The sequence below is a fragment of the Collinsella sp. AF29-7AC genome, assembly GCF_003475665.1.
GTDB lineage: Bacteria > Actinomycetota > Coriobacteriia > Coriobacteriales > Coriobacteriaceae > Collinsella.
The window spans coordinates 55,631-77,900 of the sequence record NZ_QRQX01000001.1; the positions used below are offsets into that span (position 1 = coordinate 55,631).

Below are 22,270 nucleotides of genomic sequence, written 5' to 3' on the forward strand. Positions count from 1 at the left end.
CCATGATTAAGAATGAGAACGTCGAGGGCGAGCCTGCCTACGACGAGACGTACCGCCGCGGCCCCGTGGTCATGCGCGGCCCCATGATTCCTAAGGACAACACCTACGCCAACCTGCTGGCGCCCGAGGAGTCGACTGACTGGCTGCACGCCGACCCCTGGCGCGTGCTGCGCATTCAGGCAGAGTTTGTCGATGGCTTTGGCGCACTTGCCGAGCTTGGACCTGCGGTGACCATCTTCGGTAGCGCCCGCACGCCCAAGACCGATCCGCTCTACAGGGCGGCGCGTACCGTCGGGCGCAAGATCGCGCAACGTGGCGTGGCGGTCATCACCGGTGGTGGCCCCGGCATCATGGAAGCGGCCAACAGGGGAGCAGCGAGTGTCAACGGCAAGTCAGTTGGCCTAGGCATTGAATTGCCGCACGAGCACGGGCTCAACAAATATGTGAACCTCGGCATGGACTTCCGTTACTTCTTTGTGCGCAAGACTATGTTCGTCAAATACAGCTCCGGCGCTATTGTGTTTCCCGGCGGGTTTGGCACGCTCGACGAGATGTTCGAGGTTCTCACGCTGGTGCAGACGCACAAGGTCAAGCGCATGCCGCTCGTGCTGGTGGGCACCGAGTACTGGCAGGGCCTATTCGACTGGCTCAACGGCCCGGTGATGAGCACCGGTATGATTAGCCCGCTCGATCCGGATCTGGTACACATTACCGACGACCTCAACGAGGCCGTTGACATTGCGCTCAGCGGGCTGATGTAGATCAATCGTGCCCACGCGACATGAATACGCATGGCAATCTGATGTTATCTAACATCAGATTGCCATTTATATTGGGTATACTGGTGTAAAAGACGAGGGCGAGGAGGTCGCAAATGTCTACAGCAACAGTTAAGCCTACGACGGTTCGAATCGAAGAGGGGCTCAAGGAGCAGGCGACTGAGTTCTTGGATTCGGTCGGCCTCAGCCTCAATTCCTATCTCAATCTTGCCGTTCGGCAGCTGGTAAATCAGCGAAAGATTCCTTTTGAGATTGTAGGAAGGGCGGAGGTGCCCAACGAGGTGACGAGGCGCGCCATGGTGATCGCCGATGCTCATGAGCTGGGGATTTTGCCGGACGATAGCCTGTCATTCAATAACGCTGATGAGCTTATGTCATTCCTCGATGAGGAATAGCGATGTTCGAGATTAAAGTCGAGGCTCAATTTAAGGTGGACTACAAACGAACGATGCGCATGCATCCGCAGCTAAAAAGTGAGTTTAAAGCGGCGGTTGCAGAGCTTGTGGCTCATGGGTCACTTCCGGCGGAGTATGGCGCCCACGAGCTCTCAAACCCGGGCGGAAACTACAACGGCCACATCGATTTCCACCTATCCGATGGCTTGGTCGATGTGGTCGTTCTTTATCTTCCCCATAAGACTAACCCAGTGATTAGGCTGGTGAGAATGGGCACTCATCAGGAACTGTTTCAGGGTCCGCTGGGCTGATCGCCGATTTCTAAGTTGCGGTGGAATAGGGATTGATTTGCGGCTGATAAGCCAAAAACAGTTCCTATTCCACCGCAAGTGGTAAAGGTGCCCCTAGTGGATGGGCTGGTAGCGGGGACAGTAGCTGATGGCTATGGCGTCGACGCCTACGTGGGTGGCGATGGTGCAGCCGATGGGGCCGGTGCCCGCGTCTACGTAGTCCTGGCCTGTGAGCGCTTGGCTGACGAGCTCTTGCTCCTCGGCGGCGCCGGTCGTGAGCACGCGCACGCTTGAGCCCGGATGCTCCGCCAAAAATGCGAGACAGTCGGCCATGGTGTTGGCGACGATACGCTTGGCGCCGCGGCCCTTTTTGATGGCCTTGATCTCGCCCGATTTCCACTCCGGCGAGACGGCCAGGCGAATGTTGAGCATCTGCGTGAGCTGGCCGGCGAGTTTGGGCGCGCGGCCGTTCTTAATGAGGTTCTCGAGCGTGCGGGGAATCAGCAGCAGGTGGGCGTCGGGCAGGGTCGCTCGGATCTGCGCCTCGGTCTCGTCCAGACTGCGGCCGTCCTCGCGCATGGCCAGCGCATACTCCACCAGCAGGCCCTCGGCACCCGAGCCGGTGCGCGAGTCGATGCAACGTACGTCGAGCTCGTGGGTGTCGGCGACCAGGCATGCGTTGGAATAGCAGGCGGACCACTCGCTGCATAGCGAGATAAAGATCGCGCTATCGTGGCCGTCGGCGCGTACGCGGTCAAAGAGCGCCCTGAACTCGCCGGCGCTCGGCTGCGAGGTGTGCGGCAGCTGCTCGGAGCCGGCCATGCGGGCGACGTACTCCTCGGCGGTAATCTGTACTTGGTCGAGTAGATCCTCGCCTTCGATAATCACATGCAGCGGAATCACGTAAATGCCGAGCTCTTGGGCGCGGGCGGGGGAGATGTCCGACGTGGAGTCGGTTATGATGGCAAAAGACATAGTTGCACCTTTCGTTGGGGCGCTTGTGCGCCGCCTTCTGAGAGCAAAGTGCGACAAGTATAGTGGAGTCGTTCCACATTGCTAGGTTCAATTGTTGAATAGTCAACAATTTGAAGTGTCGGTGTGGAAGTCGTCAACTGGGGAAGAGGTGGGTGCCGGTGGAGGCACTGGAGATAGGTAAGCGGCCGGTCGTGCTGTTCGATTTTGACGGCACGGTGGCCGATACGGGTCGGGCAGTGATGACCTCGACGCGCAAGACGCTGGCTGCGCGCGGGTTTTCGGAGGCGCAGATGGGTGACCTGCGTCGCATGATCGGGCCTCCGCTGTGGAAGAGCTTCCACGACTTCTATGGTTTCTCGCGTGAGGAGTCGCTCGTGGTGGCAGATGAGTACCGTGCCTTTTTTGATGAGTTGGGACCGGAAGAGTATCCCGTGTTTGATGAGATCCCCGAGCTGCTGAATGGCCTTGCCGCGCAGGGACACCACCTGGCCGTGGCGACCTCTCGCATGGAGGCAAAGTGTATTGACATGGTGTGTGAGCTGGGGCTTTCTCAGTTCGAAGCCGTGGTCGGCATGAATCCGCCGCTGGGGCGCGAGACTAAGGCCGATTCGGTTCGCGATGCGCTGGCGGCGCTAGGTGCGAGCGCCAACGATGCCGTGATGATCGGCGATCGCTTTAATGACGTGGAGGGCGCGCACGCGATGGGCGTACCGTGCATTGGCATCTATTCGGGCGCGGCGGCGCCGGGCGAGCACGAGGCGGCGGGTGCCGATGCGGTGGTGCACTCGGTGGCCGAGCTTGCTAAACTTTTCGCTATCTAATGACGTAATGTGAGGGGCGGGCCGGTTCGCCGCTCATTGATAAGGAGGTCGTCCATGAATCAGGTGGAGCAGAGCGTTGCCGAGTACGTCGACGAAGTCTGGGAGGATGTCGTCGCCGATATCGAGCGCTTGGTGAGCTATCCGTCTGTGGCCGTTGCCGCCGATGCGGAGCCCGGTGCGCCGTTTGGCCGCCCGGTCCGTGACGCGCTCGATTGCGCGCTCGGCATCGCGCAGAAGCTCGGCTACCAGACGAGCGACGACGAGGGCTATGTGGGCATTGCCGATATCCCGGGTCGCGGCGACAAGCAGCTCGCGACCATTTGCCATGTGGACGTGGTGCCCGCCGGCCCCGGCTGGAACACCGATCCGTTTGCGATGGAGCGTCGCGAGGGTTGGCTGCTCGGCCGCGGCGTGATCGACGACAAGGGCCCGGCCGTGCTGTCGCTCTACGCCGGCGCCTACCTGCTCAAGCACGGCATTGTGCCGCGCTATACCTTCCGCGCGCTGCTGGGCTGCGATGAGGAAGTGGGCATGTCCGACGTTCACCATTATCTGGAGAACCACGCGAACCCCGACTTTCTGTTTACGCCCGATGCCGAGTTCCCGGTCTGTAATGCCGAGAAGGGCCAGTTTGGGGCGACATTTGTGAGCTCCAAGATCGACGGCGGGCGCATTGTGTCCTGGAGCGGTGCCGAGGCGAGCAACGCCATTCCGTCGCAGTCTATCTGCGAGCTTGCGATTGCCGCCGATGAGCTGCCGGCGCCGGTCGAGAACGGCGACCGCCTGGAGATCACGGCGCTCGATAACGGGCATGCGCAGATTTTCGCCCACGGTATCGGCGGTCATGCCTCGATGCCAGAGGGAACGATCAACGCCGTCGGGCTGATCGTGGCGTATCTGCGCGAGGCCGAGGACGCGTTTGGTGCACGCGACGAGCGCCTGTTGACGCCTGCGGAGCACGAGTTTGTCAAGTTTTTGGCTTTTGTGCATGCGGACGCCTATGGCCGCGGCTTGGGCATCGATGCGACGAGCCCCGCGTTTGGCCCGCTCACCTGCAATCCCGGCGTCATCCGTGTGGTGGATGGCCACATCGAGCAGGCCATCGACGTGCGCTTCCCCGACAGCATGAGTGCCGATACCATCCGCGAGCAGCTCGATCCGCTCGTGGGCCGTTTTGGCGTGACGTGCCGTGTGGGTCGTGCGAAGGTGCCGTTCTCGGTCTCTGCCGACGATCCGGCCGTGAAGGCGCTTATTGATACCTATAACGAGTTTACGGGCAAGCATGTTGAGCCCTTTGCCATGGGCGGCGGCACGTACGCGCGCAACTTTGCCCGCGCCGTCTCGTTTGGCCCCGAGGAGACCGGTCTGGAGCTGCCCGAGTGGGGCGGCCAGATGCACGGTCCCAACGAGTGCGCCAACGAGGAACAGCTCAAGCAGGCGCTCAAGATTTACATCGTGGCGATCCTGCGCTTGAATGAGCTGGAGCTGTAGGGCTTCCCCAGGGACCTGGGAAACCCCTATATCCTGTTTGGATACAAACTTGTATTACGAGCCCGGTGCTTTTGCCCGGGCTTTTTGCGTCACTTGGGGACGTTCCTTTTGTGCCGGCAGATAAGGAACGTCCCCAAGTGCCGGCAGATTGGGACACTCCTTTTTGGCAATCTACAAAGACTGTCCCCAACGACTAGTCGTTTAAGAACGTCCCCAATGACTAGCTTGTAAAAGGTGAGGCATGCTTGCGACGGGGTTTGTTATTCGTTTGTAAAGCCCCGCCGCGCTTGCGGTAAGGGTCTATCAGATGCCCGTAAAAAACCGCAGTTGGCGCGGGCGCTGCCCGGTCGGGGCCGTATCTTTCCAAACAGCAAAGCGGGCAGGGTGCCCGCGAGTCGCATGTATGAAAGGAAGATCATGCTCGATCAGGCTTATTCTCGTCGTCAGTTCCTCGGCCTCGCTGGTGGTCTTGCCAGCATCGTCGGTCTCGGTCTCGTTGGTTGTGGCGGCTCCGGCGCATCCGACGCCGCCGCCAAGGGTAGCGCCGCCGCCGAGTCCGTCTCCGGCGAGGTGACCTACGACGGCGCCTCTTCGTTCCAGGCTCTCGTCGAGGCCGCTGCCGAGAAGTTCATGGACGCCAACCCCGACGTCTCCGTCTCCGGTTCGGGCAACGGTTCGGGCAAGGGCCTGACCGCTGTCGCCGCCGGCACCGTCACCATCGGCAACTCCGATGTCTTCGCCGAGACCAAGCTCGAGGCCGACCAGGTCAAGAACCTCGTCGACCATGAGGTCGCCGTCGTGGGCATGGGCCCCGTCGTCTCCAAGAACGTCAAGGTCGACGACCTGTCCCTCGAGCAGCTCAAAGGCATCTTCTCCGGCCAGATCACCAACTGGAAGGAGGTCGGCGGCGACGACGCCACCATCGTCGTCCTCAACCGCAAGGCCGGCTCCGGCACCCGCGCCACTTTCGAGGCCGCCGTCTTTGGTGACGAGGCCGTCGACTTTAAGGGCGACGCCGAGCTCGACAAGTCCGGCGACGTCCAGACTCAGATGGGCAGCACCGACAACGCCATCTCCTACCTCGACTTCTCGCACTTCGACGACTCCAAGTTCAACGCCATTAAGGTCGAGGGCGTCGAGCCCAAGAGCGCAAATGTCACCGACGACTCCTTCAAGATCTGGGCTACCGAGCACATGTACTGCGCGAAGGACGCCGACGAGGCCACCAAGGCCTTCCTGGAGTTCATGCTTTCCGACGACGTCCAGGGTAAGCTCGTCGAGGAGCAGGGCTTTATCCCCGTCTCTGCCATGAAGGTCGTCAAGGACGCCAGCGGCAAGGTCTCTGCTAAATAAGCAATCGCCCCCGGAAAGGTTTGCAATGGCAAAACAGCTGCCAAAGCGCGACCTTGAGAACGTGGGCTTGGGCGTCACGGGCGCGTGCGTAGCGCTCGTGACGCTTGTCGTTGCCGCGCTCATCTTTATGGTCGCCCAAAAGGGCCTCTCGGCTTTTCTCAAGGACGGCGTTTCAATCGTCGAGTTCTTCACCGGCACCAAGTGGGACCTGGCCAACACAGCCGAAAACGGCCTGCCCTACACCGGCGCCCTGCCCCTGATCGTCACCTCGTTTGCGGTCATGGTGCTCTCCACGCTCATCGCGCTGCCCATCGCCATCGGCTCTGCCATCTTTGCGGTCGAGATCCAGCCTAAGTTTGGCTCCAAGGTCTTTCAGCCGCTTATTGAGCTTTTGACCGGTATCCCCTCGGTCGTCTTTGGCCTGATCGGTTTCCACGTGGTCGTCGGCCTTATGAAGAGCGTTTTCCACGTAAGCACGGGTCTGGGCATCTTGCCCGGCGCCATCGTGCTGGCCGTCATGATCTTGCCGACGATGACTACGCTTTCGGTCGACGGCCTGCGCGCCGTGCCCGATAGCTACCGTCAGGGTTCGCTCGCGCTGGGCTACACTCGCTGGCAGACCATCTGGCACGTGGTACTCAAGTCCGCCATGCCGTCGCTCATGACCGCAGTCATCCTTGGCATGACCCGCGCCTTTGGCGAGACGCTCGCCGTGCGCATGGTCATCGGCGGTATCGAGGCCATGCCGACGTCGCTACTGTCGCCGGCGTCGACCATCACCACCACGCTCACCACGTCCATGGCGGTCTATGCCGAGGGCTCGGCTCAGGACGACGTCCTGTGGGCACTCGGTCTGCTACTGATGGGCATGAGCCTCATCTTCATCCTGATCATCCATCTCATTGGCCGCAAGGGGGCGAAGGCTCGTGGCTAGCACGCGCATCCACATCGACGAGGCGAGACTCGGGCGTGTCCAAAAGCAGGACCGCATCGCCACGGGCGTGCTGACGGCGATCGTTGCCATCGTCATGCTCATCGTCGTCTCCATGGTGGCCTATATCCTGTTCGAGGGCATCTCGACACTGTTTAAGCCGGGCTTCCTCACGGAGCCGTCGCGCGCCAACGGCACCCAGGGTGGCGTGCTCTACCAGCTGTTCGACTCGTTCTATCTGCTGCTGATCACCCTGATCATCTCGGTGCCCATCAGCCTGGGCGGCGCGGTCTTTTTGGTTGAGTACGCGCCCGATGGGCCTATTCGCGACATCGCCTCGACCGCCATCGAGACGCTGTCCTCGCTGCCCTCCATTGTCGTAGGCATGTTCGGCTTTCTGGTGTTCTCGGTGCAGCTGGGCTGGAAGTACTCCATCATCTCCGGCGCCGTCGCGCTCACCATGTTCAACATCCCCATCCTGGTGCGCGTGATTCAGCAGGCGCTCGAGGACGTGCCGCAGGCCCAGCGCGATGCGTGCCTGGCCATGGGCCTCACCCGCTGGGAGGCAACGCTGCACATCTTGATTCCCGAGGCCATGCCCGCCATCGTGACCGGCATCGTGCTTTCGGCCGGCCGTGTCTTTGGCGAGGCCGCGGCGCTACTCTTTACCTCGGGCATGAGCTCGCCGGTGCGTCTGAACTTCTTGAGCTTTAACCTGTCGAGCCCCACTTGCGCCTGGAACGTGTTCCGTCCCGGTGAGTCGCTCGCCGTGCACATCTACAAGATCTATGGCGAGGGCAGCCCCGAGGCCCAGCGGATCGTTTGGGGCACCGCGGCACTGCTGATGATCTGCGTACTGCTGTTTAACGTAGTCGCCCGTATCGTGGGCAAGCAACTGGCAAGGAGGATGACGGCCGAATGAGCGAGATGAATGCAACGCCCGCAACCGAAGCGGCCACGTCCGAGACCCAGGACTTTCTGTCGAGTGTGGGGGAGAGCGAAAAGCGTGTGCGCGTGAGCGGCAAGGCCGTGAGCGACGAGGTCGTGCTCTCCACCAAGGACGTCAACGTGTACTATGGCGACCACCATGCGCTGCACGATACGTCGCTCGATTTTCATAAAGGCGAGATCACGGCGCTCATTGGGCCTTCTGGCTGCGGTAAGTCGACCTTTTTGCGCAGCCTCAACCTGATGAATCGCGAGATTCGCGGCTGCCGCGTGGAGGGCGAGATCAACTACCGTGGGCGCAACGTGAACACCAAGACCGAGAACACGTACGAGCTGCGCCGTTCCATCGGCATGGTGTTTCAGCAGCCCAATCCGTTTCGCAAGTCCATTCGCGACAACATCACGTTTGCGCCCAAGCGCCACGGCATCACCGACCGCGACGAGCTCGATCGCATGGTCGAGGAAAGCCTGCGCGGCGCGGCGCTGTGGGACGAGGTCAAGGATAAGCTCGACAAGAGCGCCTACGCGCTTTCGGGCGGCCAGCAGCAGCGTCTGTGCATCGCGCGCACGCTGGCGCTCAACCCCGATGTGATTCTGTTTGACGAGCCCTGCTCGGCGCTCGACCCCATCTCGACGCTGGCGATCGAGGACCTGATGTCGTCGATCGTGGCCGACCGCGCCATCGTTATCGTGACGCACAACATGGAGCAGGCGTCGCGCGTGTCCAACCGCACGGCGTTTTTCTACATGGGCGATATGGTCGAGTACGACGAGACCGATGAGATTTTCCAACGGCCCAAGGATAAGCGGCTGAATGATTACCTCACCGGCATGTTCTCCTAGTCCGGGACATGCTTGAGGCCCGCGGCGGCCACGGTCGCCACGGGACTGATTGGAGAGGCGGGTCATCTCTTGCGGGAGATGGCCCGCCTTTTTGCTCTGCGACCGAAACGACCACCACAAAGGGGACAGGCACCTTCGTGGTGGTTTGGGGTGGGGCTCGCTGCTATCATGGACAACGTTGAATTTCTACGAAGGAGCAGGGCATATGGCGATTCTTTTGGGATGCGATTCCGTCAGCCTAGAGTTTCCCACCAAACATATTTTCGATAACGTGACGCTCGGCGTGGACGAGGGCGACCGTATTGGTATCGTCGGCAAAAACGGCGACGGCAAGTCGACGCTGCTGAGCGTGCTTGCCGGCACGTTGGAGCCCGACGACGGCCGCGTGACGCACCGCCGCGACACCACGATCGGCCTGCTCGGCCAAAAGGACCAGCTTGTCGACACCGATACCGTGCATCATGCCGTTGTGGGCGACACGCCCGAGTACGAGTGGGCGTCGAGCCCGCGTACGCGCCAGATCCTGGCAGGTCTTATTAGCGATGTGCCCTGGGAGGGCACGGTGGGCGAGCTTTCGGGCGGCCAGCGCCGTCGCGTGGACCTTGCGCGCCTGCTGATCGGCGACTACGACGTGCTCATGCTCGATGAGCCCACCAACCACCTGGACATGCGCACCATCAACTGGCTCGCGCGTCACTTAAAGGCCCGCTGGCAGCGCGGTCAGGGCGCGATGCTCGTGGTCACGCACGACCGCTGGTTCTTGGACGAGGTCTGCACCAGCATGTGGGAGGTCCACGACGGCCAGGTCGATCCCTTCGAGGGCGGTTACTCCGCATATATCCTGCAGCGCGTGGAGCGCGATCGCATGGCCGCCGTCACCGAGGAGCGCCGTCGCAACATGGCGCGCAAGGAGCTCGCGTGGCTGAGCCGCGGTGCCCAGGCGCGCTCCACCAAGCCCAAGTTTCGCGTGGATGCCGCTCGCGAGCTCATCGCCGACGTACCGCCCGTGCGCGACGAGCTGGAGCTCAAGCGCCTGGCGGTGAGCCGCCTGGGCAAGCAGGTTATCGATGTGGTCGACGTGGACGCCGGCTATGCGGATACCGATGGCGCGCCCAAGCAGGTGCTTTCCGACGTGACCTGGCTCATCGGCGCGGGCGACCGCTATGGCCTTTTGGGCGAGAACGGCGCCGGCAAGTCGACGCTGCTCGACGTGATCCAGGGCAAGATTGAGCCCACGCGCGGCCGTGTGAAGATTGGCCAGACGGCGCGCTTTGGCGTTCTGTCGCAGCAGCTCGAGGAACTCGAGCCCTACATGGGTGACACGATCCGCGAGGTGCTCGGCAACTATAAGAAGTACTACGTCATCGACGGCAAGGAGACTTCGCCCGAGAAGCTTTGCGAGCGCCTGGGCTTTACGACACAGCAGCTCTGGAGTCGCATCGGCGATCTTTCGGGCGGCCAGCGCCGTCGCCTGTCGCTGCTGCTGACGATCCTGGACGAGCCCAACGTGCTTATCCTGGACGAGCCCGGCAACGACCTGGATACCGACATGCTCGCGATTGTCGAGGACCTGCTCGACGGCTGGCCCGGCACGCTGATCCTGGTGACGCACGACCGCTTCTTGATGGAGCGCGTGACCGACCAGCAGTGGGCGCTGCTCGACGGCCACCTGACGCATATGCCCGGCGGCGTGGACCAGTACCTGCGCCTGTGCAACGCTACCGCCGAGGGCGAGCCCGTGGGTGCGCCGAGCGCCAAGACCGGCACGTTTGACACCGGTGCCGCGGCGGCTGCGGCCGAAAAGCCCAAGTCGAGCGGCCAGCCCAATGGCCTTTCCAACGCCGAACGCCAGAAGCTTCGCCGCGAGGTGAGCTCGCTCGAGCGCAAAATGGAGACGCAGCGCGCCCGCGTTGAGGAGGCCGAGGCAGCAATGGCCCAGGTCGATCCCACCAACTACACGGCGCTGGGCGAGCAGCAGGCAAAGATCGACGAGGCCCACGCCGCCATGGACGAGTTGGAGATGGCGTGGCTCGAGGCGAGCGAGAAGCTCGAGGGCGAGGAGTAGGCGAGGATGATCAAGGCCGCGTTTTTCGATATCGACGGTACGCTGCTGAGCTTTAAGACCCATCGGATTCCGGCGTCGGCGCAGCAGGTGCTCGACAGCTTTCGCGAGCAGGGGATCGCGTGCGTGATCGCCACGGGCCGTCCGACCTACCAGATGCCGGACTGGCTGTTCGACCTGGGCTGGGATGCGTACATCACGCTTTCGGGTCAGCACTGTTTTGATGCCAAGGGCGTTTACCGCAGCTGCCCGATCGATTCGGACGACGTCGCGGCGATCGTGGACCAGGTGGCCGAGGGGCGCTACGACTCGCTGTGCATGCAGGGCGAGAACTCGTTTGTGAACCGCCTGTCCGAGCGCGTGGTGACGGCCGGTAGCAACGCGGGAATCGTCTACCACGAGGAGCCGTTTGAGCATGCCTTCGATGCGCCGGTCTACCAGTTCTGCGCCTTTGTGGACCCTGCCGACGAACATATCGTGACCGACGCGGTGTCGCATTCGCTCACCACGCGCTGGTGCGACCTGTTCTGCGACATTATTCCCGCTAACGGCGGCAAGGACCTGGGCGTGGCGGCGACGCTCGAGCGGCTTGGTATCGATGCGAGCGAGGCGATTGCCTTTGGCGACGGCGAGAACGACCTGTCGATGTTTGCCGCCGTGGGCACGAGCGTGGCCATGGGCAACGCGCAGGATACCGTGAAGGCCGCGGCGACCTACGTGACGACCGCCGTGGACGACGACGGCATCTACAAAGCCGCGAAGCACTTTGGATTGATGTAACTGCGGGCCGGCACCCGGCGCCTGGGGACACTCCTTGCGGGGCGTCCCCATTTTGTTTTCGTCCCGCATGTTTTGTGAAACACGGCTAACTTTTAGGCAAAGTAGTAAGACATGGGCAACTTTTGCGGTAAAGTAAATCAAGCAAAAGTATCCAAAGGCTAACTAGAAGCCATCGCGAAAGGCGGCCCATGGCCCTGCGTGAATCCGGAGAAGACTATCTCGAATCGATCTACGTTCTATCGGAACGTCAGGGCATCGTGCGCTCGATCGACGTTGCGGAGTACCTCGGCGTAACCAAGGCGAGCGTTTCCAAGGCCATGGCGACGTTGGAAAGCAACGGCTATGTCGAAATGGGCAAGCGCGACGTTCATCTGACGGAGCGTGGTCTGGAGGTCGCTCGCCAAATGTGGGAGCGTCACTGCTTTTTCGTGGGGCTGCTGGAGGATGCGGGTGTTTCGGCTGAGGTCGCGTCGCAAGAGGGCTGCCACATGGAGCACTGCCTGAGCGAGGAAAGCTTTGAGAAGCTGAGGGCGATGCTGGGACGGGACAGCGACCGGGACCAGTAGCCCCGCCAACCAAGTCCAACTCAGACAAGGAACCCCGCCACCAAGCGATGCCCAAGAACCGCCAGCAACGTTACCGCAGGCCGGGACCGGGCTTGGTTTTGAAAACACTCCGCAGACCAGAAGCGCCCCCGTTCGTAGCTCCGAAGGAGCAGAACGGGGGCGCTTCATTGGTCGAGGACGTTTTCAAAACCAAGCCCGGTCCCGGCCGGAGGGACCACAGGCGCTACAGGTTCTTGACACCCATCGCGCGCATGGCGTTCAGGATAGCGATGATCGCCACGCCTACGTCGCCAAAGACGGCAAGCCACATATTGGCGATACCCAGCGCTGCCAGCACAAGGATCAGCAGCTTAATGCCCAGCGCAAAGATTATGTTCTGCCAAACGATCGACATGGTCTTGCGCGCCACGCGGATCGCGAGGGAAATGTTGGACGGCTTGTCGTCCATCAGCACCACGTCGGCGGCCTCGATTGCGGCGTCGGAGCCCATGGCGCCCATGGCAATGCCCACATCGGCGCGCGTAAGCACAGGCGCGTCGTTGATACCGTCGCCGACAAAGGCGAGCTTGCCCTTGCCACTTTCGGCCGCGAGTAGCGCCTCAACGCGCTCGACCTTGTCGCCCGGCAGGAGCTGCGCGTGGAACTCGTCGAGACCGAGTTGCTTGGCCACAGACGCTGCAACCTCCTCGCGGTCGCCCGTGAGCATGACGGTGCGGTTGATACCGGCGGCATGCAGGTCGCGAATCGTTTGCTCCGCATCGGCCTTAACGGTGTCTGCAATCACGATGTGGCCGGCGTACACGCCGTCAACGAGCACGTGGAGGATCGTGCCGACAACCTCACAGTCCGGTGCTTCAACGCCGGCCGCGGCGAGCATCTTGGCGTTGCCAACGACGACGTGCTTGCCGTCGATGGTTGCCGTCACGCCGTGGCCCGCGTCGTTGGCGGAGTCGCTCACGCGCTTGGGGTCGACCTCGCCCTGGTAGGCGTCGCGCACGGACTGCGCGATGGGGTGATCGGAGAACGACTCAGCAAGGGCTGCGACTTCGAGCAGCGACTGCTCGGTATAGCAAGCCTCGGGGTGCACCGCGACGACTGAGAACGTGCCGTTGGTGAGGGTGCCCGTTTTGTCGAAGACGATGGTGTCCACGTCGGCGAGCGTCTCGAGGTAGTTGGAGCCCTTGATGAGAACGCCCAGCTTGGACGCGCCGCCGATGCCGCCAAAGAAACTCAACGGTACGCTGATCACGAGGGCGCACGGGCAGCTGACGACCAGGAAGGTCAGGCCGCGCAGGATCCAATCGGACCAAGCGCCAGTCACCAGGCCGCCGCCAAGCGCGAGCACCGCGGCAGCGCCAGTGACGGCGGGGGTGTAGACGCGGGCAAAGCGCGTGATGAAGTTCTCGGTGCGCGCCTTCTTTTCGCTGGCATTCTCCACGAGCTCCAGAACACGCGCGACGGTTGACTCGCCAAAGGGCTTGGTGGTGCGCACGTGGATGAGGCCCGTCATGTTGATGCAACCGCTGATGATATCGTCGCCGGTCTTGGCCGGGCGGGGGACCGACTCGCCCGTGAGTGCGGCGGTGTCGAGCTGGGTTTCGCCCTCGACGATGACGCCGTCGATAGGCACGCGCTCGCCGGGCTTGACCACGATCACGGTGCCGACGGCGATGTCATCGGGAAAGACCTGTTCGAGTGTGCCGTCGGCTTGCTCAACGTTAGCGTAGTCGGGCGCGATGTTCATCATGGCACTGATCGACTTGCGGCTCTTGCCCACGGCGTATGCCTGGAACAACTCGCCGACCTGGTAGAACAGCATGACAGCGGCACCTTCGGCCATGTGCGGGTCGGTGTCGGGGAAGAGCACCATGGCAAACGCGCCGATGGTCGCGACGGCCATGAGGAAGCTCTCGTCGAAGGCCTTGCCGCGGCGGATGTTATTGAATGCCTTTTGCAGTACGTCGTAGCCGGCAATCAAAAACGGCACGAGGAACAGCACAAAGCTGGCGTAGATGTTGCCGGGCTCCCCAAATGCGATAGTGAGGGCGCCGAGCTCGTCGAGGGCATAAACAACGGCAAAAATGCCCAGTGCTACCAGGATGCGGTTGCGCTTATGCTCAAGGGACTCTTTCTTCTTGCGCTTCTTCTTTTTCTTTTTGGGATCGGCGGCTGTCATGATTCAAACCTCTCATTTGAGTTTATGAACACTCGCTCATATAATTTCGCGAGCAAAGGCCGCGGCAAGCGCGGCCTCGCAGGTCAACGTATGCGCGGGTTAGAGAATGATCTCGCAGTCCGGCTCGGCGTCGGCGGTGAACTCAACGACGCGGTCCAGGACCTCGTCGAACTTGGCGTCGTCGGCCTCGAGCGTCAGCTTCTGGGTCATAAAGTTGACCGAAACGGACTTGACGCCCTCGAGCTTGGCAAGTTCGTCCTGAAGCTCGCGCGCGCAGTTGGCGCAATCGATCTCGTCGAGCTTAAACTGCTTTTTCATGGTGGGTTCCTTTCCCTGTGTTAGCGGTCTGGGTGCCGGCCGCGCTGATACCGTGGGTGATTGCTATTCGCAGATATGGCTCATGCCCTGGTTAAGCATGGTGTAGACGTGATCGTCGGCGAGCGAGTAGAGAATGTTGCGGCCGTCGCGGCGGAACTTGACCAGGTGCGACTGCTTAAGCGTGCGCAGCTGGTGCGATACTGCCGACTGCGAGGTTGCGGTCGCTTCGGCGATGTCAGCCACGCAGAGCTCGCGGCCCATGAGGGCATAGAGGATCTTGATGCGTGTGGTGTCGCTGAAGACCTTGAACAGGTCGGCCAGGTCGTACAACAGCTCCTCGTCGGGAAGGTCCTCGGGCGAGCAGGTGGTGGGGACGATCAGCTCGGTGGCCTCGATGCCAGTCTTTGTTTCATCAACGCGGATGCTCATTGCAATATCCTTTCATATGAACATGCGCTCATATAACTTACTTCCGATTATATGAGCGCATGTTCATATGTCAATACTATTTACGTTAATTTCGATGACTGCTTGCCGCCTCTGCGATTTTCTGCGGGTTGGGAGACATCGACGCAATGCTCGCCAACATATTTCGAGATGTTCGGCCAGCATGCTAAGAAAGCCACCTTGAGAAGCATTAGAACTGTTCATATTTGTACTTTATCGTGTTAAATACCGCGAGAATCAGTTCTTCCTCTACGGGAGTTCCTGCAGAATCAGTTTTATCTAAAGTTATATTGAGCATTGCTGCAGCCAATCTGGCACATCGGTGGCCGAATAAGTCGAAAAATGTAGGTGGACATCCGCAGAGATCGCCTTTAGAAGAGCGAATTCTCAATTAGATCAATAATCGTGTCGTCTTCCGTGCGGTTTTCATCGATTTTTGCGAACATGTCGCATTCCCAAGGCCCATTGATTTCCTCAGCAAGGGCCCCGACGTGTTGCATGTCGTCGGGTTCTGGCACATCGTTGATGCTCGGGTCATCAGCTTGCGGATATTGGCTTGCAATTTCGCGCTTGGCGGCCTCTTCTTCTTTGAGTGTCTCCAGGACGCGGCGACCGTATTCGAAGTAGCGCCGCAAGACAAATTGACGAAGAGTTTCTTGCAGGATGGCGAAGTTATCCGGGAGTCGACCGGGCCATATCTTCTCGCGAATGCGAATCGCTTCCATGACCCGCCTAAAAGCGGACTGCTTGAAAAACGAATGACGACTAGCTGTGATAACGGCATATCCCATGTTTCGCAGCGTGTTTCGGCGTTCCTCGTCAATTGATTGCTGTTCGGGCTCGTCGTGGTAAAAGCCGTTGTATTCGATATCGGTCATCGAATTTTCGAGCAGCGCGTCGAGGTAGAAAACCGTCCGTCGCGTTAGGGCGGCGTATCTTTTGGGGACTGGGATCGGATAGTCCGTTTTGATAGCGCGTATGGCTAAGCCACCCATTGACTTGGGCATTGTCAGCATCATGACAAACGCCGTTTCGAGTGGGGAGCGACAGCCTTCGCGTACATAAGAAAGTGCCTTAAGTGCTTTATTAGATCCACGATACCCCGATGCCTCTGAAAAGAAGGCTCTGAGCTCTTCAACGCTGGTTAGGGCTGGGCGCTCGCGATATTGAGTTTCGTCGGACGTTCCAAGCGCGTAGGAGCCGCAGATTTCAAAGTAATACTCAACGAGCTCCGAAAGGTTGAGGTCGGCTGCTGCTTCTAACGCGCACAGCTTGATATCGACGATGTAGACGTTCGGCTCGAGTTCTAGGTAGCTTTCTGCATCAAACGTATAGCGCGTGCAGTGGCAGATGCAGCCCTTGCGGTGCCTTTTGGCATTATTGGAAAACGTCAGCACATGGATGCTTTCAGAATCGACATTCTTTCTGTTGAGCCATGCTCGCGCCGCTTCCAGGTTGGACGTGGTCGGCGCAGACACCTTGATCTTTTCCATAGATATGGGATCGGTCGCGTGGCTTGCGAGCGAGTTGACTGTTTGGTATACAGCGCGTGCCGTGGTATGTGACAGAACGATTCCCATACGCGCATGATGGCATAGCGGACGCCATATACGCTCGAAACTTCGGGCAACGGTATTGGGGCGCGGCTTATCTTCTGCGAACGGTGGGTTTTTGAGCTGTCGTATTGAGGGGGGGGGCAGCTTCGGCTGGGGAGGTTTCTGTCGGCTGCCCCATTTTGGTGAACTTTAGTTGCGGATTCGTAGCTTCTAAGCGTTTTTGCCGACCGCTCAGATGCCTCACCAACATAATTTGAGTTATTCGGCCTTATCCTATACGAATGGTGCGATCGCAACGTCCTATTCGAATTGATTCAGATAGATTTATAGGGCTTGGTTGCGAAATTGGGGCGACTATAGCGCTCGATTGCGGTTCAAGGGGCCTTGACTAGTGGTTCAGCTGGCCGAACAACTCGAAAAATGTAGGTGGGCCAACCTGCCGACTATGTGAAGCACGCGTATTTGCTCGTTTTGATGAAAACTAGGGTGCAGCCATAAGGCTGCGCCCTAGTTTACTGCGTGCCGGTGTGCCCAGACGGATTGCGCTGTGCCTGGCAGGCGCTCCCGCAGATGGATCGGTTATTTCGCGAATAGGTTCTTGAGGTTGAACTCGGCTTGGACGGTGCGGAGCATGAGGTCGGTGTCGTCCAAGCCCAGGTGCTGCTCGTTGGCGTCGGCGGCGAGGGTTCCACGGCGGCGCGCCCAGTTCTCGAGCGCGGCTGGGGCGGACTCGCGGGGGAGCGAGCGCACGTCGGCGTCCAGGCTGCGGCAGATCTGGCGCGAGTCGATGACGATGATCTTGCCGGCGCGGCGTGCCTCGGCGTAGCCGTCCAGGTGGATCTTGAACCAGCTGTCCTCAAAGGCGGCGTTGTGTGCCATGTACGGGTACTTCTTCATAAGCTTGAGCAGCTGCTTTTGCAGCTCTTTGTTCTCGCGGAACGGCTTTTTGCCGTCGATGTCGTCCCAGGTGATGTGGTGGATATTCGACAACGGCACATCCTCGCCGCGGTAGATGTCGGGCAGGCCGCAGTAGTGTGCCTCGGCGTCATGCGGGACGGCGTCGCTGGTGAGCTCCATGATCTCCCAGCCCACGTTGATGATATAGCCGCGCTCGGGTGCACGGCCGGTGGTCTCGATGTCGATACCGAGCACGGTGCCCTGGATGGGCTTGCGGGCGTAGGCCACGCCGAGCGCGTCGCGGTCGCCGCGGATTTCGCGCATAACGGACGCGGCGGTGCGCTTTTGCATCTTGCCGATGGCGGCGCAGGTGTCGGCATCGGACAGGCCGCGCGAGAGCGTCGCGGGCGTCACGTTGCGCAGACGCGCCTCGCCAATCTGGTCGCACAGGTCGCGGTTGCGGTCGGCCAGGTCGCGCACGGTGGCAAAGTCGAAGCCGGGGTCGCCCTCGGCGGTAAAGTACTCGGTCTCGAGCACCTTAAGGGCCTCTTCGCCCTTCTGGCGCTCGGACTCCATGGCGCCGTGATCGCCATAGATAAACATGGGGATAAACGGCTGACGCTCGTATTCGAGTGCTTGTGAAACGTTCATAGACTGCTCCTTGGACGGGCCGCGTCGCGCGGCTCGGTGGCATTGAGTTATGGCGAGATGATAGTTTACCATGGGCAACTATTGGCACAACGCCTAGGTCAACTACAATACCCTAGTTGACCGCTAGGACTTTTACAATGCTGCCGAAAGACACGAAAGGTTCCATCCTTCATGGATTTACTGATTGATATTCTGCTCGACGCCGGCAAGGACACGCTGTCGCTGGTGCCGTTTTTGTTGGTGACGTATCTTGCTCTCGAGACACTTGAGCACGTTGCGGGCGACCGCGTCAACGGCGCTATCAAGCGCGCCGGCGCTGCGGGTCCCGTGGTTGGCTCGCTGCTGGGCATGGTACCGCAGTGCGGATTTTCGGCCATGGCAGCAACGCTGTACGCCGGCCGTGTCGTGACCTTGGGCACGTTGGTGGCGGTGTTCCTTTCGACCTCCGACGAGATGCTGCCGCTGCTACTTGCCGAGCAGGTTCCCGTGCAGACTATGGCGATACTTTTGGCTTCGAAAGCGCTGATCGCACTGGTCACGGGTTTTATCGTGGACGCTGCCATTCGCGGCCTGCGCCGTAACGCCCGCGCGCACGCGGCGATTCGCCGTACCGTGCTGGGAACCGCTGCCAATCCGGCTCATGTGAACTGCGCGCACGACGACCACAGCGGCGGTGACATCATCGACGAGGTGGCCGAGGCGGGCGTGAGCGCCGACCACATCCACGAGCTGTGCGAGCGCGATCATTGCGGTTGTGATGAAGACGAGGACGAGCACGAACACGGACATGGCCACGATCACGGTCATGAGGGCGAATATGAACACCATGATGGTCACGGTCACTCCCATTCCCACGAAGGGACGCCTGTCCTGTCGATTATCCGCAGCGCCATCTCCCACACCGTGCAGGTATCGGTATTCATTTTCCTGGTGACGCTGATTCTGGTTGCCGTGCTCGAGACGTTCGGCGAGTCCGCAATCGAGCAGTTCCTGCGCGGCAACGAGACGCTTGCGGTCCTGGGCTCGGCACTCGTCGGCCTGATCCCCAACTGCTCGGCCAGCGTTGTCATCACGCAACTGTACCTGGAAGGCGCGCTGCAGCTGGCCCCGATGCTCGCCGGCACGCTCATTTCCGCCGGCGTGGGTTATCTGGTGCTGTTCCGCACCAACCGCAGCGCCCGCGAAAATGCCGTGTTCCTGATCATGATGTACGTCATCGGCGCTGGCTGGGGCCTCATCCTCTCCGCCGTTGGCCTTTAAGTAGATTATTGGGACATGTCTTACGATCTACCCCTGTGACCAGGGCATTCCCCGCCGCCAAAACAAAAAGGTAGATTTCCGGACATGTCCCAAAAATCTACCTTGGTTAGCGCAGCAGCTCGGTGAGGTTGCGTTTAAAGCGGGCGCGGTCTTCGCTGGTAAATGCCGCCGGCCCGCGAGTGCGTCCGCCGGCGCGGCGCACCTTCTTTTCCTCGTGGCGAATAAACAGCTGCATGTCGATGGTTGCTTTGTCGTAGACGCGCCCGCGCACACCGATAGCGGCGGCATCGCGCCCGAGCACCATGCTCGCCAAGCCAATGTCCTGCGTCACGACCACGTCGCCCGCCTGCAGGCGTTCGACAATGGCAAAGTCGGCGCTGTCGGCGCCCACGCTCACGTCGAGCGTCGTGACCCAAAAGCCGCGTCGCGCGTGCTCGGCATCGCGCGGGTCGTCGCGGCGAATGTGCCGTTCCAGGTTTTGCGTGCTGTTGCCGGCGATAACAACGGCGACGCCCGCCCGCCGCGCGCAGTCAATCGACTCGCGCGTGACCGGGCAGGCGTCTGCATCAATAAAGAGCGTTCGTGGCATCTAGCGCACCAGTTTGCCAAATTGAATAGCGCGAACAATCAGCGTTACGCCAAACACCAGCAGCGCGGCGCCGCTAAAGATGACGAGCATCTTGGCCGACCACAGCGGATAGATAAACACGAACATGCCGGCGATGATGGAAAGTGCGCCGCTCAGGATGGCGAGGGCGCGGTTGGACGAAAGCTCGGACTCCAGAATGGACATGACACCTTCGACAATCCAGCCAAAGCCGGCCACGATAACCACCATCGTGGTGAGCGTCGCGGTCGAGAAGGCCTGGTTGCGCAGGATTATGACGCCGCCCAAGATAATGAGTAGGTTGGAGATGATGCTCGTCACGCGCCAGCCGGTGGGCAGCAGCGGCTCAAAAATGGCAGTGAACAGTCTGATGGCAGCAGTGATTACAAAGTAAAAACCCAGGACGGTCGTCAAAAAGACGAGGGACTTGGCGGGTGCAAAAAGCAGCGCGATACCAGCAATGAGTGCTAAGACGCCCGTGATGGCGTAGATCCAGCGTACGGCCTTGACGGCTTTGCCCGCCATGCTTTTCTCGTCAAATCCAAACTGGCTCGATTTTTGGTCATCGTTCTTAAAGATGCCCATAATGTCTCCTTTCCGTGCGGCGTAAGCCTTGATCGTTACAACCAGTATCGCTTAAAGGCGCTGGCGTATGGGTCGGGGAGGGCGAAACGTAACCCAAAGGTCCCGAATTGTTTCCGTTGTTCCCCACGTCGCGATTTTCTATTCAACAGGTGTAGAACATTGCAGCCCTGTTCGTTATTGCCTACGTTTTAGGTTAGATTTTCCTAAAGACAATTGGCTTGAATTGGGGGTCCCTATGAACGAAGCAGTTCCCGCAGCGCCGGTAAGCGCAGAATCGATGGCAAAGCAGGGCTGCGAAAAGCTCGGTCTGGAAGCGTTTGATGCGCTGGTCCGTCGTGCCCGTACGTGCCGTCGCTTTGACGAGTCCATGCGCGTGCCGCGCGAGTTTTTGCTCGAGCTGGCGGAACTGGCGCACCTGGCTCCCTGCGGTGCCAATGCTCAGCGTCTGCGTTTTCATGTGGTAAGCGGTGCAGAGGACTGCGCGCGTGTATTTGACGAGCTTGCATGGGCCGGTGCGCTCAAGGATTGGCCGGGTCCTGCCGAGGGCGAGCGCCCGACCGGCTACATCGCGATTCTGGCTGAGCGCGCCGTTCCGGGCAAGCCTGCCGCTCCCATTACCGAGGTCGACACGGGCATTGCCGCGCAGACGATGATGCTCGCCGCCCGCAGCGCTACGCCCGAGGTGGCAGCCTGCATGTTCAAGGCCTTTACGCCCCATGCGATCGATGCCATGGGGCTCGATAACGACAAGTATGAGCTCAAGCTGATCATGGCCTTTGGCGTTCCGGCCGAGATACAGGTGATCGATGCGATCGATTCCAACCCCGATGGCTCCATCAATTATTGGCGCGACGAGGCACAGGTGCACCACGTACCCAAGCGTTCGCTCGCCGACGTGCTGGTGTAGCTGAGCGTCACCGCGGCGTGATCAGACGGTAAACCACCACAAAGGTGCCTGTCCCCTTTGTGGTGGTACGAGGGGAGGGCGTGTGGCAGATCTGTATTTGGTGCGGCATGGGCAGACTGAGCTCAATGTGCAGAGCATTTTGCAGGGCTGGCACGATTCGCCGCTTACGGCGCGCGGGCGCGAGCAGGCGCTGACGGCGCGTACGGCGTTTGCGGCGCGTGGCGTGGCCTTTGATCATGTGTATTCCTCGCCGTTGGGCCGGGCGCGGCATACGGCCGAGCTTATCGTTGGCGAGGGCCGTTCCATTGAGCTGGTCGATGACCTGCGTGAGTGGCATTTTGGCTCGCTGGAGGGCACATCAAATCGCGAGATGCCGCCGCAGCCCTGGGGCGATTATCCGGTGGCCTTTGGCGGCGAGTCGGAAGTGCAGCTTCAGTCGCGCATGGTCGCGGCGCTGTCCCGTATTATGGCCCGGCCGCAGCACGACTGCGTGCTGGCGGTTTCCCACGGCTCAGCCTGCCAGGAGTTTCTTGAGTATGTGACTGGCGGGGGAGAGCTACCCGACAACGGTGCCGTGCTTCATTTTGGCTATTGCGACGGGGCGTTTTCGCTCTTGGGTTGGTAACGAACGA

At 60.6% G+C, this 22,270-nt stretch carries 23 protein-coding genes; 15 read left to right on the forward strand and 8 right to left on the reverse strand.

Annotated features, from left to right (window positions below; translation table 11 throughout):
• The first annotated feature begins 2 nt into the window (after window positions 1-2).
• The 3 genes from DWZ15_RS00220 to DWZ15_RS00230 all read left to right on the forward strand — a co-directional run bounded on the left by DWZ15_RS00220 (window position 3) and on the right by DWZ15_RS00230 (window position 1,485).
• The gene (locus DWZ15_RS00220; RefSeq protein WP_118448517.1) at window positions 3-761 is read left to right on the forward strand and encodes a TIGR00730 family Rossman fold protein; all 759 of its coding nucleotides are present in this window, start codon (window positions 3-5) and stop codon (window positions 759-761) included.
• A gap of 113 nt (window positions 762-874) precedes the next feature.
• Complete coding sequence (locus DWZ15_RS00225) at window positions 875-1,174, forward strand: type II toxin-antitoxin system RelB/DinJ family antitoxin (RefSeq protein ID WP_117773020.1); 300 nt, start codon at window positions 875-877, stop codon at window positions 1,172-1,174.
• Between the two features lie 2 nt (window positions 1,175-1,176).
• Window positions 1,177-1,485 (forward strand): type II toxin-antitoxin system YafQ family toxin, encoded by a 309-nt coding sequence (locus DWZ15_RS00230; protein WP_055250871.1) that lies wholly within the window; start codon window positions 1,177-1,179, stop codon window positions 1,483-1,485.
• A 93-nt stretch (window positions 1,486-1,578) separates the two neighbouring features.
• Here the strand turns inward: DWZ15_RS00230 and DWZ15_RS00235 are convergent, their stop codons facing one another.
• Window positions 1,579-2,439: a DegV family protein gene (locus DWZ15_RS00235; RefSeq protein ID WP_118448520.1), complete on the reverse strand. Its 861-nt coding sequence runs from the start codon at window positions 2,437-2,439 to the stop codon at window positions 1,579-1,581.
• Window positions 2,440-2,597: 158 nt separating this feature from the next.
• Here DWZ15_RS00235 and DWZ15_RS00240 point away from each other — a divergent pair, with 158 nt between their 5' ends.
• From DWZ15_RS00240 to DWZ15_RS00280, 9 genes are all read left to right on the forward strand, one after another.
• The gene (locus DWZ15_RS00240; protein WP_158572462.1) at window positions 2,598-3,260 is read left to right on the forward strand and encodes an HAD hydrolase-like protein; all 663 of its coding nucleotides are present in this window, start codon (window positions 2,598-2,600) and stop codon (window positions 3,258-3,260) included.
• Window positions 3,261-3,314: 54 nt separating this feature from the next.
• Window positions 3,315-4,751, forward strand: coding sequence for a M20 family metallopeptidase (locus DWZ15_RS00245; RefSeq protein WP_118448526.1), 1,437 nt, complete (start codon window positions 3,315-3,317; stop codon window positions 4,749-4,751).
• 417 nt (window positions 4,752-5,168) lie between these two features.
• On the forward strand, window positions 5,169-6,104 hold the full coding sequence (locus tag DWZ15_RS00250) for a phosphate ABC transporter substrate-binding protein (RefSeq protein ID WP_118448528.1): 936 nt from the start codon (window positions 5,169-5,171) through the stop codon (window positions 6,102-6,104).
• A gap of 25 nt (window positions 6,105-6,129) precedes the next feature.
• Entirely contained in the window at window positions 6,130-7,038 is a 909-nt protein-coding gene (gene pstC / locus DWZ15_RS00255; protein ID WP_117862051.1) for a phosphate ABC transporter permease subunit PstC, read from the forward strand.
• Window positions 7,031-7,957, forward strand: coding sequence for a phosphate ABC transporter permease PstA (pstA, locus tag DWZ15_RS00260; RefSeq protein ID WP_199579992.1), 927 nt, complete (start codon window positions 7,031-7,033; stop codon window positions 7,955-7,957). Before pstC ends, pstA begins: the two co-directional genes overlap by 8 nt.
• A complete protein-coding gene (gene pstB, locus DWZ15_RS00265; protein WP_118448534.1) occupies window positions 7,954-8,826 on the forward strand; it encodes a phosphate ABC transporter ATP-binding protein PstB in 873 nt (290 codons plus the stop codon). Before pstA ends, pstB begins: the two co-directional genes overlap by 4 nt.
• Window positions 8,827-9,031: 205 nt before the next feature.
• Entirely contained in the window at window positions 9,032-10,891 is a 1,860-nt protein-coding gene (locus tag DWZ15_RS00270; RefSeq protein ID WP_118448536.1) for an ABC-F family ATP-binding cassette domain-containing protein, read from the forward strand.
• Window positions 10,892-10,897: 6 nt separating this feature from the next.
• Entirely contained in the window at window positions 10,898-11,668 is a 771-nt protein-coding gene (locus DWZ15_RS00275) for a Cof-type HAD-IIB family hydrolase (protein ID WP_118448539.1), read from the forward strand.
• A gap of 188 nt (window positions 11,669-11,856) precedes the next feature.
• The gene (locus tag DWZ15_RS00280; protein ID WP_117735915.1) at window positions 11,857-12,234 is read left to right on the forward strand and encodes a metal-dependent transcriptional regulator; all 378 of its coding nucleotides are present in this window, start codon (window positions 11,857-11,859) and stop codon (window positions 12,232-12,234) included.
• 223 nt (window positions 12,235-12,457) lie between these two features.
• On the opposite strand, the gene DWZ15_RS00285 is transcribed toward DWZ15_RS00280, so the two are convergent.
• The 5 genes from DWZ15_RS00285 to DWZ15_RS00305 all read right to left on the reverse strand — a co-directional run bounded on the left by DWZ15_RS00285 (window position 12,458) and on the right by DWZ15_RS00305 (window position 18,279).
• Window positions 12,458-14,410, reverse strand: coding sequence for a heavy metal translocating P-type ATPase (locus DWZ15_RS00285; RefSeq protein ID WP_199579993.1), 1,953 nt, complete (start codon window positions 14,408-14,410; stop codon window positions 12,458-12,460).
• A 99-nt stretch (window positions 14,411-14,509) separates the two neighbouring features.
• Window positions 14,510-14,728 (reverse strand): cation transporter, encoded by a 219-nt coding sequence (locus tag DWZ15_RS00290; protein ID WP_089572082.1) that lies wholly within the window; start codon window positions 14,726-14,728, stop codon window positions 14,510-14,512.
• A 63-nt stretch (window positions 14,729-14,791) separates the two neighbouring features.
• Window positions 14,792-15,157, reverse strand: a complete 366-nt coding sequence (locus DWZ15_RS00295) for a helix-turn-helix transcriptional regulator (RefSeq protein WP_233544586.1) — start codon at window positions 15,155-15,157, stop codon at window positions 14,792-14,794.
• A gap of 389 nt (window positions 15,158-15,546) precedes the next feature.
• Window positions 15,547-16,668 carry a hypothetical protein gene (locus tag DWZ15_RS00300; RefSeq protein WP_118448542.1) on the reverse strand — a complete coding sequence of 374 codons (1,122 nt, stop codon included), beginning with the start codon at window positions 16,666-16,668 and terminating at the stop codon, window positions 15,547-15,549.
• A 642-nt stretch (window positions 16,669-17,310) separates the two neighbouring features.
• Entirely contained in the window at window positions 17,311-18,279 is a 969-nt protein-coding gene (locus DWZ15_RS00305) for a DNA polymerase III subunit epsilon (protein WP_089572078.1), read from the reverse strand.
• 171 nt (window positions 18,280-18,450) lie between these two features.
• Here DWZ15_RS00305 and DWZ15_RS00310 point away from each other — a divergent pair, with 171 nt between their 5' ends.
• Window positions 18,451-19,539, forward strand: coding sequence for a putative manganese transporter (locus DWZ15_RS00310; RefSeq protein WP_118448545.1), 1,089 nt, complete (start codon window positions 18,451-18,453; stop codon window positions 19,537-19,539).
• A 106-nt stretch (window positions 19,540-19,645) separates the two neighbouring features.
• Here the strand turns inward: DWZ15_RS00310 and DWZ15_RS00315 are convergent, their stop codons facing one another.
• Both DWZ15_RS00315 and DWZ15_RS00320 read right to left on the reverse strand, forming a co-directional pair.
• Window positions 19,646-20,128, reverse strand: coding sequence for a DUF188 domain-containing protein (locus DWZ15_RS00315; RefSeq protein WP_006235439.1), 483 nt, complete (start codon window positions 20,126-20,128; stop codon window positions 19,646-19,648).
• Window positions 20,129-20,731, reverse strand: coding sequence for an HdeD family acid-resistance protein (locus DWZ15_RS00320; RefSeq protein ID WP_117773002.1), 603 nt, complete (start codon window positions 20,729-20,731; stop codon window positions 20,129-20,131). It lies immediately after the preceding gene.
• A 235-nt stretch (window positions 20,732-20,966) separates the two neighbouring features.
• Between DWZ15_RS00320 and DWZ15_RS00325 the strand changes: the two genes are divergently transcribed.
• Together DWZ15_RS00325 and DWZ15_RS00330 are read left to right on the forward strand one after the other, a co-directional pair.
• Window positions 20,967-21,638 (forward strand): nitroreductase family protein, encoded by a 672-nt coding sequence (locus DWZ15_RS00325; RefSeq protein WP_199579994.1) that lies wholly within the window; start codon window positions 20,967-20,969, stop codon window positions 21,636-21,638.
• Between the two features lie 82 nt (window positions 21,639-21,720).
• Window positions 21,721-22,263, forward strand: a complete 543-nt coding sequence (locus DWZ15_RS00330; protein ID WP_055252053.1) for a histidine phosphatase family protein — start codon at window positions 21,721-21,723, stop codon at window positions 22,261-22,263.
• Window positions 22,264-22,270: the final 7 nt, after the last annotated feature.

What these genes read in the sequence shown, in the direction of transcription:
- DWZ15_RS00305 (WP_089572078.1), bottom strand. Translation starts at nt 18,279, where the DNA reads ATGAACGTTTCACAAGCACTCGAATACGAGCGTCAGCCGTTTATCCCC.
- DWZ15_RS00220 (WP_118448517.1), top strand. Translation starts at nt 3, where the DNA reads ATGATTAAGAATGAGAACGTCGAGGGCGAGCCTGCCTACGACGAGACG.
- pstC (WP_117862051.1), top strand. Translation starts at nt 6,130, where the DNA reads ATGGCAAAACAGCTGCCAAAGCGCGACCTTGAGAACGTGGGCTTGGGC.
- DWZ15_RS00270 (WP_118448536.1), top strand. Translation starts at nt 9,032, where the DNA reads ATGGCGATTCTTTTGGGATGCGATTCCGTCAGCCTAGAGTTTCCCACC.
- DWZ15_RS00315 (WP_006235439.1), bottom strand. Translation starts at nt 20,128, where the DNA reads ATGCCACGAACGCTCTTTATTGATGCAGACGCCTGCCCGGTCACGCGC.
- DWZ15_RS00275 (WP_118448539.1), top strand. Translation starts at nt 10,898, where the DNA reads ATGATCAAGGCCGCGTTTTTCGATATCGACGGTACGCTGCTGAGCTTT.
- DWZ15_RS00225 (WP_117773020.1), top strand. Translation starts at nt 875, where the DNA reads ATGTCTACAGCAACAGTTAAGCCTACGACGGTTCGAATCGAAGAGGGG.
- DWZ15_RS00320 (WP_117773002.1), bottom strand. Translation starts at nt 20,731, where the DNA reads ATGGGCATCTTTAAGAACGATGACCAAAAATCGAGCCAGTTTGGATTT.
- DWZ15_RS00280 (WP_117735915.1), top strand. Translation starts at nt 11,857, where the DNA reads ATGGCCCTGCGTGAATCCGGAGAAGACTATCTCGAATCGATCTACGTT.
- DWZ15_RS00310 (WP_118448545.1), top strand. Translation starts at nt 18,451, where the DNA reads ATGGATTTACTGATTGATATTCTGCTCGACGCCGGCAAGGACACGCTG.
- DWZ15_RS00250 (WP_118448528.1), top strand. Translation starts at nt 5,169, where the DNA reads ATGCTCGATCAGGCTTATTCTCGTCGTCAGTTCCTCGGCCTCGCTGGT.
- DWZ15_RS00245 (WP_118448526.1), top strand. Translation starts at nt 3,315, where the DNA reads ATGAATCAGGTGGAGCAGAGCGTTGCCGAGTACGTCGACGAAGTCTGG.
- DWZ15_RS00290 (WP_089572082.1), bottom strand. Translation starts at nt 14,728, where the DNA reads ATGAAAAAGCAGTTTAAGCTCGACGAGATCGATTGCGCCAACTGCGCG.
- DWZ15_RS00235 (WP_118448520.1), bottom strand. Translation starts at nt 2,439, where the DNA reads ATGTCTTTTGCCATCATAACCGACTCCACGTCGGACATCTCCCCCGCC.
- DWZ15_RS00230 (WP_055250871.1), top strand. Translation starts at nt 1,177, where the DNA reads ATGTTCGAGATTAAAGTCGAGGCTCAATTTAAGGTGGACTACAAACGA.
- DWZ15_RS00325 (WP_199579994.1), top strand. Translation starts at nt 20,967, where the DNA reads ATGAACGAAGCAGTTCCCGCAGCGCCGGTAAGCGCAGAATCGATGGCA.
- DWZ15_RS00285 (WP_199579993.1), bottom strand. Translation starts at nt 14,410, where the DNA reads ATGACAGCCGCCGATCCCAAAAAGAAAAAGAAGAAGCGCAAGAAGAAA.
- DWZ15_RS00300 (WP_118448542.1), bottom strand. Translation starts at nt 16,668, where the DNA reads ATGGAAAAGATCAAGGTGTCTGCGCCGACCACGTCCAACCTGGAAGCG.
- pstB (WP_118448534.1), top strand. Translation starts at nt 7,954, where the DNA reads ATGAGCGAGATGAATGCAACGCCCGCAACCGAAGCGGCCACGTCCGAG.
- DWZ15_RS00295 (WP_233544586.1), bottom strand. Translation starts at nt 15,157, where the DNA reads ATGAGCATCCGCGTTGATGAAACAAAGACTGGCATCGAGGCCACCGAG.